Source organism: Bradyrhizobium sp. S3.7.6 (genome assembly GCF_054061875.1).
On the sequence record NZ_JBSSEQ010000001.1, the window covers coordinates 3500978 to 3516912 of the forward strand.

Annotated in this window: 14 protein-coding genes; 5 read left to right on the forward strand and 9 right to left on the reverse strand. The window is 62.9% G+C overall.

Annotation, left to right across the window (positions count from 1 at the left end):
* Positions 1-97: 97 nt before the first annotated feature.
* Both ACVJ5M_RS16505 and ACVJ5M_RS16510 read right to left on the reverse strand, forming a co-directional pair.
* The gene (locus ACVJ5M_RS16505) at positions 98-922 is read right to left on the reverse strand and encodes an NAD-dependent epimerase/dehydratase family protein (RefSeq protein WP_456679359.1); all 825 of its coding nucleotides are present in this window, start codon (positions 920-922) and stop codon (positions 98-100) included.
* Complete coding sequence (locus tag ACVJ5M_RS16510) at positions 861-1064, reverse strand: NAD-dependent epimerase/dehydratase family protein (protein WP_456679360.1); 204 nt, start codon at positions 1062-1064, stop codon at positions 861-863. The genes ACVJ5M_RS16505 and ACVJ5M_RS16510 overlap by 62 nt, the downstream gene beginning before the upstream one ends.
* A 165-nt stretch (positions 1065-1229) precedes the next feature.
* Between ACVJ5M_RS16510 and ACVJ5M_RS16515 the strand changes: the two genes are divergently transcribed.
* The 4 genes from ACVJ5M_RS16515 (at position 1230) to ACVJ5M_RS16530 (ending at position 5549) form a co-directional block, all read left to right on the forward strand.
* On the forward strand, positions 1230-2339 hold the full coding sequence (locus ACVJ5M_RS16515) for an IS630 family transposase (RefSeq protein WP_135216181.1): 1110 nt from the start codon (positions 1230-1232) through the stop codon (positions 2337-2339).
* Between the two features lie 415 nt (positions 2340-2754).
* Positions 2755-3291 (forward strand): D-glycero-alpha-D-manno-heptose-1,7-bisphosphate 7-phosphatase, encoded by a 537-nt coding sequence (locus tag ACVJ5M_RS16520; RefSeq protein ID WP_354100624.1) that lies wholly within the window; start codon positions 2755-2757, stop codon positions 3289-3291.
* A gap of 743 nt (positions 3292-4034) precedes the next feature.
* Complete coding sequence (locus ACVJ5M_RS16525; RefSeq protein ID WP_354100625.1) at positions 4035-4463, forward strand: hypothetical protein; 429 nt, start codon at positions 4035-4037, stop codon at positions 4461-4463.
* A gap of 690 nt (positions 4464-5153) precedes the next feature.
* The gene (locus ACVJ5M_RS16530; RefSeq protein ID WP_354100626.1) at positions 5154-5549 is read left to right on the forward strand and encodes a hypothetical protein; all 396 of its coding nucleotides are present in this window, start codon (positions 5154-5156) and stop codon (positions 5547-5549) included.
* A gap of 516 nt (positions 5550-6065) precedes the next feature.
* On the opposite strand, the gene ACVJ5M_RS16535 is transcribed toward ACVJ5M_RS16530, so the two are convergent.
* Positions 6066-7289 (reverse strand): phenylacetate--CoA ligase family protein, encoded by a 1224-nt coding sequence (locus ACVJ5M_RS16535; protein ID WP_354100627.1) that lies wholly within the window; start codon positions 7287-7289, stop codon positions 6066-6068.
* Between the two features lie 86 nt (positions 7290-7375).
* On the opposite strand from ACVJ5M_RS16535, the gene ACVJ5M_RS16540 reads away from it, so the two are divergent.
* Positions 7376-8527 (forward strand): AGE family epimerase/isomerase, encoded by a 1152-nt coding sequence (locus ACVJ5M_RS16540; protein WP_354100628.1) that lies wholly within the window; start codon positions 7376-7378, stop codon positions 8525-8527.
* Positions 8528-8530: 3 nt separating this feature from the next.
* Here the strand turns inward: ACVJ5M_RS16540 and ACVJ5M_RS16545 are convergent, their stop codons facing one another.
* From ACVJ5M_RS16545 to ACVJ5M_RS16570, 6 genes are all read right to left on the reverse strand, one after another.
* Positions 8531-9370, reverse strand: coding sequence for an ABC transporter ATP-binding protein (locus tag ACVJ5M_RS16545; protein WP_028152015.1), 840 nt, complete (start codon positions 9368-9370; stop codon positions 8531-8533).
* 145 nt (positions 9371-9515) lie between these two features.
* A complete protein-coding gene (locus tag ACVJ5M_RS16550; RefSeq protein WP_208070463.1) occupies positions 9516-10799 on the reverse strand; it encodes an ABC transporter substrate-binding protein in 1284 nt (427 codons plus the stop codon).
* A gap of 47 nt (positions 10800-10846) precedes the next feature.
* Positions 10847-11920, reverse strand: a complete 1074-nt coding sequence (locus tag ACVJ5M_RS16555; RefSeq protein ID WP_354100629.1) for a branched-chain amino acid ABC transporter permease — start codon at positions 11918-11920, stop codon at positions 10847-10849.
* 3 nt (positions 11921-11923) lie between these two features.
* Positions 11924-12817, reverse strand: coding sequence for a branched-chain amino acid ABC transporter permease (locus tag ACVJ5M_RS16560; protein ID WP_063982173.1), 894 nt, complete (start codon positions 12815-12817; stop codon positions 11924-11926).
* 223 nt (positions 12818-13040) lie between these two features.
* Positions 13041-14972, reverse strand: a complete 1932-nt coding sequence (locus tag ACVJ5M_RS16565) for a long-chain fatty acid--CoA ligase (protein WP_354100630.1) — start codon at positions 14970-14972, stop codon at positions 13041-13043.
* Positions 14969-15790, reverse strand: a complete 822-nt coding sequence (locus tag ACVJ5M_RS16570; RefSeq protein WP_014493868.1) for an ABC transporter ATP-binding protein — start codon at positions 15788-15790, stop codon at positions 14969-14971. Before ACVJ5M_RS16570 ends, ACVJ5M_RS16565 begins: the two co-directional genes overlap by 4 nt.
* Positions 15791-15935: the final 145 nt, after the last annotated feature.

Sequence of the window (15935 nt, forward strand, 5' to 3'; positions counted from 1 at the left end):
TTCGATTTTTCTAAGATGTTATCCGGCAGACGCCTAATTGAGGTAGGGCTGTCGGCGAGGCACTTTATTGCTAAGGCAGCGCACGGCTGACCGGCCATTAGGCGTCCTGAGCCAACAATGCAAGCCGCAGGCCCTCATCGAGCGTCACCTGCGGTTGCCAGCCCGTCGCGATCGCCTTGGAGACTTTGAGCTCAAGCGAGCCAATCAGGCTGTCATGCGTATCCTGCCGACCGATCACGCCAAGTAGCACGGTGAGCACTTCCAGCCGCACGCTAAACAGCCGCGGTTTCTTGCCGGACGCTATGGCTAAGCGCTCGATGAATTCGGGCGTCGAGACCTGCTCCCGGTCGGCCAAGAGAAAGATTTCGAAATTACTCTCCGGATCGCGATGGGCAAGCCGTCGCAGGATAAACGATGTGAGATTCTGGACCGCGAGGAAGGCGCGATGATTGCGGATCGCCGCAAAAGGCAATGGCAGTCCCAAATCCACCGCTCGCTTGAGCAGCGCAAAATTGCCCTTGGCGCCCGCGCCATAAACCAGCGGCGGCCTGATCACCGAGATATTCATGGTGCTGTCGCGCGCCAGCGTCCTCAGCCCCGCCTCGGCCGCCGCCTTGGACATACCATAGAGGCCGCGTGGCGTGAGGATGTCGTCTTCGCTGAACGGCGCACGGCCGTCATTGCTGCGGCCATGCACGAGAACCGTGCTGACGAAGATGAAGTGTCGCACGCCGTCCGTCGCTGCACTGCGCGCCAGGTGCAGCGTGCCGGCGACGTTGACATTGCGGTAGATCTGGACTGCATATTCCTCGTGCTTGTGATGCACGCGGGCGGCGAGATGCACTACGCAATCGATACCTTCAAGCGCGGCTGACCAATCGGTGTCGGGGCCGATCGTCTCGATTACGACGTCGTCGTCCATGCCTTCCGAGCTGAGGACCGCGCGACGGACCGACCATCTTTCGCGTTTTTAGCGCGGAGGCCACATGGCGTCCGATGAAACCGTTCGCTCCAGTCACTAGTACGCGTGGATTACCTTCGCTAGTAAGCAATGCGTCACTCATTTTTGGTCAGCCGCATCGTGGATCGTGCCCGGGCGGAGTGGATCGTCAGTCGCCGCGCGTTGAGAAAAGCGTCTAGAGCGCCGCATGGTGCTAAGCGGCTAGTCATCTGGAACGCAAGTTCGCCACATTAGTTGATAGCTCGAATCTCTACAGAGGAGAGAGCTCGTGGCGAATGCAGGTGAACGAGGCCGGCCGATCGCGCCGTTGGTGCTTAGTCCGCAGGAGCGGGCGTACTTGGAGAGGCAAGTTCGTCGTCATCGCGTTGCCCGATCGCTATCTGAGCGCTGCCGCGCGATCCTGCGGTGTGCGGATGGCTTGCCAAGCAAGTCCGTGGCTGCCGAACTCGGCCTCCACGAACACACCGTTGGCAAGTGGCGTCGCCGATTTTTGAAGGATCGCTGTGATGGCCTGCTTGACGAGGCCCGCCCTGGCCGCCCTCGAACCATCAACGACGATCAGGTTGCTGAGGTAATTGAGCGGACATTGCGTACAACGCCACCCGACGCGACGCACTGGTCGATCCGCTCAATGGCTGGGGAAACTGGCTTTTCCCACACCACGATCCGCCGAATGTGGATGGCGTTCGGCCTGCAGCCGCACCGCAGCCAGACATTCAAGCTGTCGAGCGACCCGCTGTTCGTCGACAAGGTCCGCGATATCGTCGGCCTTTACCTGTCCCCACCGAACCGAGCCCTTGTCCTCAGTATCGATGAGAAAAGCCAGATCCAGGCCCTGGATCGCGAGCAGCCGGTCCTGCCGATGATGCCGGGCGTACCGGAACGGCGCACGCACAGTTATGTGCGGCATGGTACGACCTCGCTGTTTGCCGCGCTCGATGTCGCCTCGGGGTTCGTCATCGGCAAATGCTATAAGCGGCACCGGGCAGTCGAGTTCTTGAAGTTTTTAAAAGGGATCGATGCTCAAGTTCCTGAAGGCCTCGATGTCCATCTCGTCATGGACAACTACGCCACCCACAAAACACCTAAGATCAAAGCGTGGCTCGCCCGTCGGCCGCACTATCATGTCCACTTCACGCCGACTTCCGCGTCATGGATCAATCAGGTCGAGCGCTGGTTCGCTGAACTCACCAGAAAACAGATCCAGCGAGGTGTTCACACCTCCGTCAGGCAGCTCGAGGCCGACATCCGTACCTTCATCGACCTGCACAACAGAAAACCGAAGCCATTCAAATGGACCAAGTCCGCAGACCAGATTTTGGCTTCCGTCAAACGCTTCTGCTATAAAGCTCAGCGGACTTTATGTGGCGAACTTTAGATTCACGTGACTAGAATATCTTGAAGGCGCTGAACGCGAAGTAGTACGACAGGAGTCTAGCACCCGGGCGGCAAAGTTCGAAGATGCCTTCGTCGTTTCGGGGAAGGGGACCGGATGACGGCGGTCAGGGTCTTGTCTGGGTTTACTAGCTCGGCCAGGGCTCGGGCCAGGCCGCTGCGATGGTCCCTATGCCGGTCACTGGATTGGTGCATGGAACACCTCCGCGATGTGGGCCTCGAAGCTGATCGCCCCTGACTAGGAGCGCTTGGCCTGATCCCCCGGCCAGTTGCCTCCTTGGCATCCTCCGGCATGAGCTACGGACCTATTCCCTATGAACCGAAACGGGTTGAGAAGTGGCACCAACTGTCCGAAAACAATGGTGCGAGTTCGGTGCGTTAGGAACCAAGAGGATTTTATGTGTCCCGCTGTTTTCTTTGATCGTGATGGTGTCCTCATCGAGGATGACGGCTATGCTTTTGATCCGCACAAAATTCGGTGGGTCGCGGGTGCCCTCGAGGCTGTCAAGGCGGTTAATGAAGCCGGTTATTTCGCTTTTGTTGTGACGAACCAATCGGGAATTGCCAGAGGTTTCTACGAGGAGTGCCATGTTAGAAGTCTGCACGAATGGATGTCGAATGAGCTCGCCAGTGTGGGCGCGCAAATCGATGCCTTCGAATTTTGTCCACACCATCCCGATGCCCAGATTGCGCGATACCGAGTCCTGTGCAGCTGCCGCAAGCCGCAACCTGGAATGATCAATGCTTTGCTTAAGAGGTATCCGGTGAGCGTGAGCGATAGCTTCATGATAGGTGACAAGCAAAGCGATCTTGATGCTGCGAAAGCGGCCGGTATTCAGGCCTATCTGTTTGATGGGGCAAACCTCAAATCTTTCATTACCCCGCTGCTGGCACAGCGAAGCCATTATCATCTCACAACGAAAAAGAGCGAATAGCGACAGGAATAACCAAGGACTGCCACGCCTCTCAGCATGATTTTTTCTCGTTGGCCGAGGGGGATGCGATCGGTTCCCCTAGCGATGGCTACGCTGTAGGATCGAGGAGGCCCGCAATCGCGTCAAAACGTCAAATCGAAGCCAACTGAGCAAACGCAGCGGAGAGTATAGGCCCTCAGACAAGCGCCGGCAAAACGAGGTCGAGATCTTCCGCAGCAACAGGCGGCGGTTCAGGTCGGCAGGCGCCCGGCCTGTGATCTGCAACGATCTACCTCCAGCCGCCTCTTTCCCAGAACTCCTCTCAGCCGGTCTGTTCTCGGGGATCTGGAGCTGATCCCGGGTGTCGCTCGTGGCTCTCCACTCATCTGCTCTGTCCGAGCGGCTCCCATGATAGTACGCTGGAGCACGATGATCTTTAGGAATTCACGAGCCGCCTTGACGTTGATGGGCATCTTGGCTGGTTTCGCGCTTATGCTGTGGCTACTTGCGAAGCTTTGGCCGGTTGTGCTTGTTCTCGGCGGTTGACCTCTCTGCGGCGCGCCGGTGCACAATTTTGATCACGTCTCCAAAGCCATCATCGTTTCTTCGCTGCTGCGGCGGCTACTAAGCTCTATGGCATCCGCCAGCAGATCCAGCGCGATCGGGAGCACGCGGCGGCCCGCGAGGCGCTTCTGACCCAGGCAGAGACTAAGCTCGCTGCGCCGCTCGGCATGGCCTCCAGCGTCTCTATGGAGGGCTGAGCCATGGCCAAGGCAAAGCAGAAGCCCTGCCGCCGGCCGATTACCCGCCGCCGCAACGCCGCCAAACGGCTCCGCAGCCAGTGGGAGAGCGCCATAGGCCGATTGAGCTCGGACCGCGCCAGCTCGTCGCGGCACATCAGCAGGTGCCTCCTGTGGCTCTCAATCGAGTGGCAACTGGAAGCGCCGCCCAAGATCGGCCCGACCCCCTCGGAGGCGCTAGCCGACTACTGCAATCGCCATCGCATCAGCTACGGCTGGATGTTGGGCGGCTGCCTCCATGGCCTCAAGCGGATGGTCGACGAACGCCGCGGCCGGGAGGCCGCAGTCATCCGCACCGAAAACATCGCGGCGAGATATGCTCAGCTCTCGCCTGGGGACCAAGCGATCGTCACGGCAGAGCTCCGGCGCATCTTGGCCGAGCGCGACCAATGAAGCCCCGCCGTCGACTGCACCGGAAGCGCACCCGGCAGCGGCCAACATTCGGGTTGTCTTACGCCGGCTGACAAGAGCGACCTAGATCGGTAGGCTGGTCTTCGACATCCAGCTTACCGGTTCTGATGATGAGGGTATTGGCGGTCGTCGCCTTGCTACTACTGCCAACCAATCCGCTCCGCGCCGGGGCCACCATCGTGGGGGCCGGTTCGCAGTCGTGCTCGGCTTGGACGAACAGAACCAAGAATGCGGTAGTAAAGGGCGCTTTCGAATCCTGGGTTGTAGGCTTCATCAGTGGTCTGAATGTTAGCGGCGATAGAGAAATTGTCGGAGGCGGTGACTTTACAGCGATAATTGCTTGGATGGATCAGCGCTGTCGATCTCGTCCGACCGACCAAATTGGAATTGCAGCCCTAGATCTCGCGATGGAATTAGCTGGCAATGCAGCGAAGCGCTGACCCGCCCGTTCACGCTGGCGGGCCTTTCGTTGGGAAATTTACGAGGGGCAGTCCGCGGTGGGCTTGGCGCTGCAAGGACTCGATAGCCCTACGGTAATCCTCGGCAACCTTGAGAAGACCCTCACGCTCAAGATCGAGGGAAGCGATAGCCGCGTGTTCTCTGCAAGCGCGCTCGAGCCTGCGGAATTCCCTTAATTCCCGGCTCAACGCTACCTCCTCAAACCCGAGAGACATGATAAGCGACGGCAAACTAGACTTCGGTAACGGGAATGTACCAAATTGCCGAAAGTTCCCGCAATATCAAATGTCAACCTACAGGCGAAGCTCACCCGCACTTGTGGTTCTTGGCGTGCAGTGCAGCACGATCGCCAGTCATCTCTTCGACGTAGTCGTCGATGGCCTTCATCAGCTTCTCTCGATCCGCGCGGAGATCCTTCCTGCCGAAGATGAGCTAGTGACGAAGCCGGCCCAGCTCGGCCAAATCGGCTGCTATGGCGTCGGCCCGCGCTTCTTCAGCGCGCTGACGCATGCGCTCTTGGTGCCAAGCCCTGGCGGCCGCTCGGTTCTCTGCCTTCGCATGACGGCATCGAACCGCGGCGCCGGCCGGAGTCAAATTATCGATTCCTAGCGGCGCAGAGCGCGGGCGAGCTACTGCCCGTCGTGGATGTGGACAACACCGGCTGCTCTTGACGGGTGACCGCCGGCCGGAGTCTCATCCCGGCTATGGGGCGACATCAGCACGAAATCGAAGATCTCGCGCATGGAGCGCATCTGCTTGGAGCTGGCCGAGGAAAGCGCCCCGCCCTTGAAGCGCGCCGGTCTGCTCGAAGTGACAGCCAGCTACAGGACGAAGTTGGCAGCCCAGTCCCGCTACGGCAGTGCCTTACCCAAATAGGACCGAATCGGTTCTATTTGCCTTGTGGGCTGAATTGTGGGCTGGAAGGCCACCGAATCTAAAAACACGGGAAAATATTGACATGCTGGCGGAGACGGAGGGCTGGCCGCGCTCGACCGCTACATGCGGCGTGCATATGCGAAGCGCAGGCTGCCGTCGGGTTAGTATTATGTGGCGTCAGTTTTTTGCGTTTCATCTCAATTGATCAGCGGTATCAACGCAAAAATTGGGTTCGTTCTGCGCATCGTGCTACCGCTCGTCCGCGATCACCTTGCCGTCGTTCGGCAGCGCGCCCGGGCTGACCAGTTCGACATTGCCGCCGAGTTTCGTCACCGCGCGCAAGGTGCCTGCAATTTCCTCGCGCAGGGCGTCGCTCGCGGCCGCAGTTTCCGCTCGCAGCGTCATCGCATCGGCCTCGCCCTGGCGCATGACGACGAGGCGCAGGCGGCCGAGCGCGGCATGGCGCTTGCCGATCTCGGCGACCTGCTCCGGTCGGACGAACATGCCCTTGATCTTGGTGGTCTGATCGGCGCGGCCCATCCAGCCCTTGATGCGCATGTTGGTGCGGCCGCATTTGCTTGGGCCCGGCAGCGCTGCCGTGAGATCGCCGAGCGTGAGGCGAATCCAGGGATGGTGCGGATCGAGCGAGGTCACCACGATCTCGCCGACGTCGCCCGGCGCGACGGGATCGCCAGTGCCGGGATTGACGATCTCCATGATCAGATCCTCGTTCACGACCATGCCCTCACGCGCCTCGGTCTCGAAGGCGATGAGGCCGAGGTCGGCGGTGCCGAAAGCCTGGTAGGCGTCGATGCCGCGTGACTTGATTTCGGCCTGGAGCGAGGGCGGGAAGGCCGCACCCGAGACCAGCGCACGCTTGATCGAGGAGATGTCGCGCCCCGAGCTTGCTGCGGCATCGAGCAGAATCTTCAGAAAGTCCGGCGTGCCGCTGTAGCCGACCGGACGGTAGGCCTCGATCAGTTCGAATTGCTGTTCGGTATTGCCGGGGCCGGCCGGGATCACCGCGCAGCCGAGCGCGCGCGCCGAGGCATCGAAGATGAAGCCGCCGGGGGTGAGGTGGTAGCTGAAGGTGTTGAGCACGATGTCATCGGGGCGGAACCCGGCCGCGAACAGCGCCCGCGCACCGCGCCAGGGATCGGCCTGCCGCCCTTCAGGCTCGAAGATCGGACCGGGAGAGGTGAAGAGGCGGGCGAACGATCCCGGGGCTGCCGGCACGAAGCCGCCGAAGGGCGCTGAGGCCTTGTGCAGGGCCGGCAGCTCCGACTTGCGGAGCACCGGCAGGCCCGCCAGCGCCGCCCTGGAGGTCACGGCGGCCGGATCTATGCCCTTCAGCCGCTTGGCGTAGGCGGGCGCGGCCATCGCGCCGCGCAGCACGTCCGGCAGGCGGGAGAACAGCTCCGCCTCGCGCACGGCCGGTTCGCGCGTCTCGCGGGCGTCGTAATGGGCGGTCATGGCTGGTCTTTCCGGGTTGGCATCCGTTGCACGCCGCCGCCGGCATGGGTATCAGACGGCCAGGGTCGAGGCGTGGAGAGGACGCGATGGCGGACGAAGGCATCATTTCGGCGGACGAGGCGGCGGACGTCGTCGCGCGCCTGAAGCGCCGCATGATCGACGAGGCGCTGCCGCTGTGGTCGTCCGTCGGCTGGGACGATGCGGCAGGCGGTTTCGTCGACCGGCTGCACCGTGACGGCACGGCCGACACGGCCGCACCGCGGCGCGTGCTCGTGCAGGCGCGCCAGATCTATTGTTACGCCAAGGCGGCGCAGATGGGCTGGTACCCTGGGGGGCGCGCCATCGCGCTGAAGGGGCTGGAGCATCTGCTCAGCAAAGCGAAGGCGCCCGACGGCCGGTCTGGCTACGTGCACCGGCTGACGCCGGACGGCGCCGTGCTGGACGGCCGACGCGATGCTTACGACCACGCCTTCATCCTGTTTGCGCTCGCGGCCGTCTACGGGCTCGACCAGGATGCGCAAATTCGCGCCGAGATCGATGCGCTGCTCGCCTTCCTCGACGGCCATCTGCGCTCGCCGCATGGCGGCGTGCATGAAGGCCTGCCGGTCTCGCTGCCGCGCCGGCAGAACCCGCACATGCATCTGTTCGAGGCGATGATCGCGTGCTTCGATGCGACCCACGATCTGTCGTTCCAGAACCGCGCCGGCGAGTTCTTCGCGCTGTTCCTCGCCAATCTCTACGACAAGCAGAAGCGGATCCTGACGGAGTATTTCGAGGAGGACTGGTCCAAGATCGAGCCCGTCAGTGTCGAGCCCGGCCATCAGGCCGAGTGGGTCTGGCTGCTGAAAGGGTTTGAACGCATCACGGGTTGCCCGACCGGACAGCGTCGCGCCGAACTGCTCGCGACCGCGCTGCGCTATCGCGACGAGGCCACGGGGTGCCTGGTCGACGAGGGCGATGCCAGCGGCAACATCCGTCGCAGCACGCGCCGGCTGTGGCCGCAGACCGAGATGGCCAAGGCGTGGATCGCGCAGGCCGAGTCCGGCGAGGTGGGCGCTGCGGACGAGGCGCGCGCGGCGCTGGTGCGGCTCGAACGGCATTATCTCAGCCATCCCGTGAAGGGCGGCTGGTACGACCAGTTCGATCGCGACGGCAAATCGCTGGTCGACACCATTCCTGCGTCGTCGTTCTATCATGTTCTCTGCGCAGTCACGGAAGCGGAGAAGGTGCTGAGCTGAATTTCACAGCCACCGTTTGCGCCGCTTGAAGCTCTTGAGGTTCTTGAAGCTCTTGCGCTGATCGCCGGCGCCGCCGAGGTAGAACTCCTTGACGTCCTCGTTGTCGCGCAGTTCGTCCGCGGTGCCGTCGAGCACGACCTTGCCCTGTTCCATGATGTAGCCGTGGCTCGCAACCGACAGCGCGGCGCGGGCGTTCTGCTCGACCAGCAGGATGGTGACGCCGAGGTCGCGGTTGATCTTCTGGATAATCGAGAACACCTCTTTCACCAGCAGCGGCGACAGGCCCATCGAGGGCTCGTCCATCAAGATCATCTTCGGGCGCGCCATCAGAGCGCGGCCGATCGCAAGCATCTGCTGCTCGCCGCCTGAGAGATAACCGGCAAGGCCGGTGCGCTCCTTCAGGCGCGGGAAATAGTTGAAGACCATGTCGAGATCGGCATCGACCTCGCGATCCCTGCGGGTGAAGGCGCCGAGCTTGAGGTTTTCGAGCGACGTCATGTCGGCGACGATGCGCCGGCCCTCCATCACCTGGAAGATGCCGCGACGCACGATCTTGTCGGGATCGATGCCGGCGATAGCGGAGCCCTCGAACAGGATCTCGCCGCGAGTGACCTCGCCGTCCTCGGTCTTGAGCAGCCCCGAGATCGCCTTCAGCGTCGTCGACTTGCCGGCACCGTTGGCCCCGAGCAGCGCCACGATCGCGCCCTTGGGCACGTCGAGGCTGAGGCCGCGCAGCACCAGGATGACGTCGTCATAGACGACCTCGATGTTGCGGACGGCGAGGAGGGGCGGCGCGGGCACGACGCTGGGGGAGGGACGCTCGATGTGAGCCGGTTCACTCATGGCTAGTTACTCTCTTGATGTCGTCACCCGCGAAGGCGGGTGACCCAGTATTCCAGAGACGCTCGACGTTCCCCGAGAGGCCGCGGCGTACTGGATCCCCCGCTTTCGCGGGGGATGACGTTCGTGCGTGTGGTGAATGCCGGGCTCACCACCCCAGCAGTTCCGGCTTGCGCGGCAGCTCGACGGTCTTGACCTTCTCGAGCTTGATCGTGCCCTTGGCCATGAGATCATTGAGGTCGCCGTCGGTCGCACCCGCGATCTTGGTGCGATAGAGGTCTACCTTCAGCGTGCCGCGGTGGTCCTTGTCGGTCCAGGTCGAGGCATTGCAGACGCCGTCCATTCCGGCCGGCACCCAGTCCTTCTTCTGGTAGAAGCCCTTGGCGACGTTCTCGCCGGTCGCCCCGCCGTTCTTGGCAGCCCAGTCGAGCGCCTCCCTCATGTAGAGCGCCGAGCAGACCGCCGCGATGTAATGCACCGGCCGGTAGACCTTGCCGGTGGGGTCGGACATCTTGGAGATCTCCATCACCGTCTTCATGCCGGGCGCATCGCCGCCCCAGCTCACTGCGGTGCGCAGCGGGAAGATCACGCCGTTGGCGGCATCGCCGGCGGTCTTGGCGGCGTTCTCGTCCATGCCCCAGACATTGCCGAGGAACTGAATCTCGACGCCGGCGGTCTTGCAAGCCTTCAGGACGGAGATGTTGGAAGCCGCGGTGTTGCCGAGATAGGCGTAGTTGGCACCCGAGGATTTCAGGCTCAGGCACTGCGCGCTGTAGTCACCCGGTGTGAGCGCGAACACCAGCGGTGGCAGCACCTCGAAGCCGAGCTCCTGCGCCATGGCTTCGCCTGCGGCCTTCGGCGCGTTCGGATAGGGGTGGTTGGCGCCCATGTGCACGAACTTCGGCTTGCCGGGCTTGCCCTTGGCCTTCCAGTCCTCGGCCGCCCACATCAGCATCGCGCGCAGCGAGTCCGAATAGCTCGGGCCGTAGAAGAAATTGTAGGGCGCGGGCTTGGCCTTGCCGCTGACGCCTTCGGGATCGGTGAGGGCTGCGGCATAGGAGCCGGAGAGGTCGGGGATCTTGTCCTGGGCGAGGAAGCCGGTCAGCGCTTCGGTGTCTGCGGTGCCCCAGCCCATGATCGCGGCGACCTTCGAGTCCGGCGCCGACCATTTCTTGTAGAGCGCGATCGCGCGCGGCACCTGGTAGCCGTAATCGTTGGTATCGACGCTGAGCTGCTTGCCGCCGACGCCGCCGTTCTTGTTGACCCAGGCGAAGGTGTCGGCGACGGCCTGGCCGTAGGGCGTGCCGACGTCGGAGGTGCCGCCGGAATAATCGGCGAGATGGCCGATCGCGATCTGCGCCTGCGCGCCGGCCGAGAATGCGGCGATCGCCAGCGCGAGCGATGCAGTGCTCAAAAGGGATTTTGTCTTCATTGGTTGCCTCCTCCTTGTTTATTAGTTGATTAGCGAGTTGCCCGTGCTCAATGCGAGAACGGGTAGAGTTTCCAGTAGGCCTTGATCTGCCGCCAGCGATGCGCGAGCCCGTCCGGCTCGAACATCAGGAACGCGATGATGATCACTCCGATCGCGATCTCGCGCAGGAAGGTGATGTTAGTGTTGAGGGACAGCGCCTTGTCGATCGCGCCGCCCTTCAGGTAGAGGCTGATGAATTCCATCGTCTCAGGCAGCAGCACCACGAAGGCCGTGCCCATCAGCGTGCCCATGATCGAACCGGTGCCGCCGATGATGATCATGGCGAGGAACAGGATCGAGCGCTCGATGCCGAAACCCTCCTGCGAGACCACGAGCTGGTAATGCGCATAGAGCGCGCCGGCGATGCCGGCGAAGAAGGCGGCGAGGCCAAACGACAGCGTGCGGTATTTGGTGAGGTTGATGCCCATGATCTCGGCGGAGAGATAATGGTCGCGGATCGCCACCAGCGCACGGCCGTCGCGTGTGCGCATCAGATTGGTGACGAGGACGTAGCTCGCGACTACATAGGCCAGCACGACATAGAAATATTGCCTGTCGCCGCGCAGCGTGAAGCCGAAGATCGAGAACGGATTGGCGCTGGCCGGCACCGAGCCGCCGGTGAACCACTCCGCGCGAGAGAAGAAGTCGAGCAGGATATATTGCGCCGCCAACGTTGCGATGACGAGGTAGAGCCCCTTCAGTCGCGCCGCCGGGATGCCGAAGATCAGCCCGACCAGCGCGGTGACGACGCCCGCGAGCGGGATCGCGAAGAACACCGGGATCGGCGCGTTGTTGGAGATGTAGGCCGAGGTGAAGGCGCCGAGCAGGAAAAAAGCGGCATGGCCGATCGAGATCTGGCCGGTGAAGCCCACCAGGATGTTGAGGCCGAGCGCCGCGATCGAGAAGATGCCGATCTGGATCAGGATGCTGAGCCAGTACCCGCCAAAGAATTGCGGCACGAGGCCGAGCAACAGCACGCCGATGACCGCAAAGTTGCGGCTGGTCGTGGTCGGGAAGATCGTGGTGTCCGCCGCGTAGGAGGTGCGGAAATCACCAGCAGGGATGAGGGCAGGACCGGCCATGGATCAGATCCGCTCGATGTCGTGAGTGCCGAACAAGCCGTAGGGCTTGATCATCAGCACGATGATGAGGACGTAGAACGGTGCTATCTCATAGAGATTGCCCCAGTGCAGATACTCGCTGTCGACATATTGCGCGATGTTCTCGAGCAAACCGATGATGATGCCGCCGAGCACGGCGCCGCCGACGGAATCGAGCCCGCCGAGGATCGCCGCCGGGAACACCTTGATGCCGTAGGCCGCAAGTCCCGAGGACACGCCGTTGACGACGGCGACCACCACGCCCGCGACCGCCGACACTGTCGCGGAGATCGCCCAGGCCATCGCGAACACGCTCTTGACGGAGATGCCGAGCGACTGCGCGACCTGTTGGTTGAACGCGGTGGCGCGCATGGCGAGGCCGTACTTCGAGGCACGGAAGAACCAGGCCATGCCGATCATCATGGCGACCGAGACCACGAGGCTCATGACATAGACGGTCTGGATCTGAAGCCCGAGCAGGCTGACCGACTGGCTCTCGAACACGCGCGGGAACGGTTGCGGATTGACGCCGAATATCCATTTGAGCGTGGCCTGGAGCACGGTCGAGAGGCCGATCGTCACCATGATCACCGAGATGATGGGTTCGCCGATCATCGGTCTCAGGATCAGCACCTGGATCGCGATGCCGAATACGAACATGAACACCAGCGTCATCGGCATGCCGATCCAGAACGGCACCTGGTACTTCGCAAGCAGCGCCCAGCACACCCAGGCGCCGACCAGCAGCAGCTCGCCTTGCGCGAAGTTGACGACCTGCGTCGCCTTGTAGATCAGCACGAACGACATCGCGACCACGCCATAGAGCGTGCCGACCACGAGGCCGTTGACCAGGAGCTGGATGAGGAAGGCGGTGTTCATGTCGATGCCCGCGCAAAATGCAGAAGCGATGACGGTGCACCCTCTCCCCTTGTGGGAGAGGGTGGCTTCGCGAAGCGAAGCCGGGTGAGGGGGTCTTTCGGCAGCGACGGTGCTGAGAGGGGACCCCTCACCCGGGTGAGGGTGTGGCCAGCGGCGGAGATGCCCTCTCCCACAGGGGCAGAGGGCGCATCGGCTGGCAGCGCGGTCTCGGTTCGAAGCAGGCTCACTCCGCGGCCTCCGCCATATGCCCATGCCCGCCGAGATCCACCACGCGCAGCGTCGTTCGCACGCGCTGCGTGGTGCCGTCCTGGAAGCGGATCACGGTGTCGACGGGGATGTCGGCATCACCGCGGTAGATCGCGTTGATGATACCCTCGTACTTCTCGTTGATGACGCTGCGGCGCACCTTTCGGGTGCGGGTGAGCTCGCCGTCGTCGGCGTCCAGCTCCTTGTAGAGCAGCAGGAAGCGCGAGATGCGCTGCGCCGGCGGCAATGTGGCGTTGACGGTCTCGACTTCCTTCTTGAGCAGCGCATAGACCTCGGGGCGCGAGGCGAGGTCGCTGTAGGTCGTGAACGAGAGCCGGCTCTTCTCCGCCCATTTCGAGATGATGGAGTAACGGATGCAGATCATCGCCGCGAGCGCGTCGCGGCCGGCCCCTAACACCACGGCCTCCGCGATATAGGGCGAGAACTTCAGCTTGTTCTCGATGAACTGCGGCGAGAAGCGCTCGCCGCGCGAGGTCTCGGCGAGGTCCTTGATGCGGTCGATGACGACGAGCTGGCGGTTCGCGTTGAAATAGCCGGCATCGCCCGACAGCATCCAGCCGTCCCTGATGTCGGCAACGCTTGCCTCGGGGCTCTTGTAGTAGCCGAGAAACATGTTGGGGTGCCGCACCACGATCTCGCCGACGCCGTGGACGTCGGCATTGTCGATGCGGATCTCGACGCTGTCGGCCATCGGCACGCCTGTCGTGTCGGGGTCGACCTTGCCCTCGGGATGCAGTGTGTAGGCCCCTAACAGTTCGGTCTGGCCGTAGAGCGTGCGCAGCGGCACGCCCATGGCCTGGAAGAACTTGAAGGTATCAGGGCCGAGTGCTGCGCCGCCGGTCGCGGCCGAACGCAGGCGGGTAAAGCCGAGGCGGTCGCGGAGCGCGCGGAACAGGATTGCGTCGGCAAAGCTCGAACGTTTGCCGTCCGCGAGCGCGGCGAGTCCGCTTTTCATGCCGATGTCGAACAGGCGCTGCTTGAACGGCGTTGCGTCCATCACCTTGGCGCGGACGTCGGCGGCGATGGACTCCCAGACGCGCGGAGCAAACAGCACGAACGTCGGCGCGATTTCGCGCAGATCGTTCATCATCGTATCAGGCTCTTCGACGAAGTTGATCTTCATCCGGCACAAGAGGCCTTTGCCGAGCACATAGACCTGCTCCATGATCCACGGTAGCGGCAGCACGGAGACGTATTCGTCGTCCGGCCCCTTCGGATCGAAGGCGAGATAGGTCGCGCAATGGCCGAGCACGCGGCCGGCGGCGAGCATGGCGAGCTTCGGGTGCGAGGTGGTGCCCGACGTTGTGCAGAGAATCGCGACATCCTCGCCCTTGGTGGCATCGACGAGGTGATCGTAGAGCTCCGGCTCACGCGTGGCGCGGCCGCGGCCGAGCTCGGCGAACGCTTCCGCCGACATCAGTCGGGGATCGTCGTATTTCCGCATGCCGCGCGGATCGGAATAGATGATGTGCTTCAGCCGCGGCACACGCTCGGCAAGCGCGAGCAGCTTGTCGACCTGCTCTTCGTCCTCGGCGAAAACGACCTGCGCCTCGCCATAGTTGAGGAGGTAGGAGGCTTCCTCGTCCAGCACGTCGCGATAAAGCCCAAGGCTCAATCCACCGATGGCGTGGGTCGCCACTTCCGCCGCGACCCAGTCCGGCCGGTTGTCGCCGATGATGCCGATGACGTCCTCGCGTCCCAAGCCCAATTCGATGAGGCCGAGCGCAAAGTCGCGTACGCGGGTGTGGTAGTCATTCCAGGTGAAGACGCGCCAGAGCCCGAGATCCTTTTCGCGCAACGCGATCTCGTTGCCGTGCTCCCTGGCATTGAGCCGCAGCATCTTCGGATAGGTGTCGGCCTGCGCGACGCGGCCCGCGTAATCCATCATGCCGCACTCTCCTGCGCTGGCGGAGCATCGTCCGGATCGACCAGCACCTCGTCCTCCTCGCCGAGATAGGCGCGCCTGACGTGGGGATCGGCGAGCACGGCGGCCGGATCGCCCTCGGCGATCTTGCGGCCGAAATCGAGCACCATGACGCGGTGGGAGATGTCCATCACCACGCCCATGTCGTGCTCGATCATCACCACCGTCATCCCGAACTCCTCGTTGAGGTCGACGATGTAGCGCGCCATGTCCTCCTTCTCCTCGAAGTTCATGCCGGCCATCGGCTCGTCGAGGAGAATGAGGCGCGGCTCCAGCGCCATGGCACGGGCGAGCTCGACGCGTTTGCGCAGGCCGTAGGAGAGGGTGCCGGCTTGCGCCTTTCGCACCGACTGGAGATCGAGGAAGTCGATGATCTCCTCGACCTTGCGGCGGTGCTCGAGTTCTTCCTTGCGCGCGCCGGTGAGCCAGTACAGCGATCCCGTGAGGAAATTGTTCTTCAGGAGGTGATGGCGCCCGACCATGATGTTGTCGAGCACGCTCATGTGGTGGAACAGGGCGAGATTCTGGAAGGTGCGGCCGATGCCGAGGGTGGGGCGCGCGTTCGGCGTCAGCCCTGTGATGTCGCGGCCGCGGTAGAACAGCTGGCCCTCGGTCGGCTTGTAGCGACCGGAAATACAATTCACGATCGAGGTCTTGCCGGCGCCGTTGGGGCCGATGATCGAGAACAGCTCGCCGTCATTGATGGCAAAGCTGACATCGGTCAGCGCACGGACGCCGCCGAATCGCAAGGACACGCCGCGCACTTCGAGACTGGTAGCCACCAAACAAATCCCTCCCGGTGATGGCGCATTCAGCGGCGCTCTTCGTCCGTTCCTGTCGGGCGATCCTAGTACGGCCGTGCCGGTGAGGCCATGCAGCTATTGGTCTCGACCGGCGCCGCGCCACTCTTGCTCCCGATCGGGATCA

What these genes read in the sequence shown, in the direction of transcription:
- ACVJ5M_RS16505 (WP_456679359.1), bottom strand. Translation starts at nt 922, where the DNA reads ATGGACGACGACGTCGTAATCGAGACGATCGGCCCCGACACCGATTGG.
- ACVJ5M_RS16510 (WP_456679360.1), bottom strand. Translation starts at nt 1,064, where the DNA reads ATGAGTGACGCATTGCTTACTAGCGAAGGTAATCCACGCGTACTAGTG.
- ACVJ5M_RS16520 (WP_354100624.1), top strand. Translation starts at nt 2,755, where the DNA reads ATGTGTCCCGCTGTTTTCTTTGATCGTGATGGTGTCCTCATCGAGGAT.
- ACVJ5M_RS16525 (WP_354100625.1), top strand. Translation starts at nt 4,035, where the DNA reads ATGGCCAAGGCAAAGCAGAAGCCCTGCCGCCGGCCGATTACCCGCCGC.
- ACVJ5M_RS16530 (WP_354100626.1), top strand. Translation starts at nt 5,154, where the DNA reads ATGATAAGCGACGGCAAACTAGACTTCGGTAACGGGAATGTACCAAAT.
- ACVJ5M_RS16535 (WP_354100627.1), bottom strand. Translation starts at nt 7,289, where the DNA reads ATGACCGCCCATTACGACGCCCGCGAGACGCGCGAACCGGCCGTGCGC.
- ACVJ5M_RS16540 (WP_354100628.1), top strand. Translation starts at nt 7,376, where the DNA reads ATGGCGGACGAAGGCATCATTTCGGCGGACGAGGCGGCGGACGTCGTC.
- ACVJ5M_RS16545 (WP_028152015.1), bottom strand. Translation starts at nt 9,370, where the DNA reads ATGAGTGAACCGGCTCACATCGAGCGTCCCTCCCCCAGCGTCGTGCCC.
- ACVJ5M_RS16550 (WP_208070463.1), bottom strand. Translation starts at nt 10,799, where the DNA reads ATGAAGACAAAATCCCTTTTGAGCACTGCATCGCTCGCGCTGGCGATC.
- ACVJ5M_RS16555 (WP_354100629.1), bottom strand. Translation starts at nt 11,920, where the DNA reads ATGGCCGGTCCTGCCCTCATCCCTGCTGGTGATTTCCGCACCTCCTAC.
- ACVJ5M_RS16560 (WP_063982173.1), bottom strand. Translation starts at nt 12,817, where the DNA reads ATGAACACCGCCTTCCTCATCCAGCTCCTGGTCAACGGCCTCGTGGTC.
- ACVJ5M_RS16565 (WP_354100630.1), bottom strand. Translation starts at nt 14,972, where the DNA reads ATGATGGATTACGCGGGCCGCGTCGCGCAGGCCGACACCTATCCGAAG.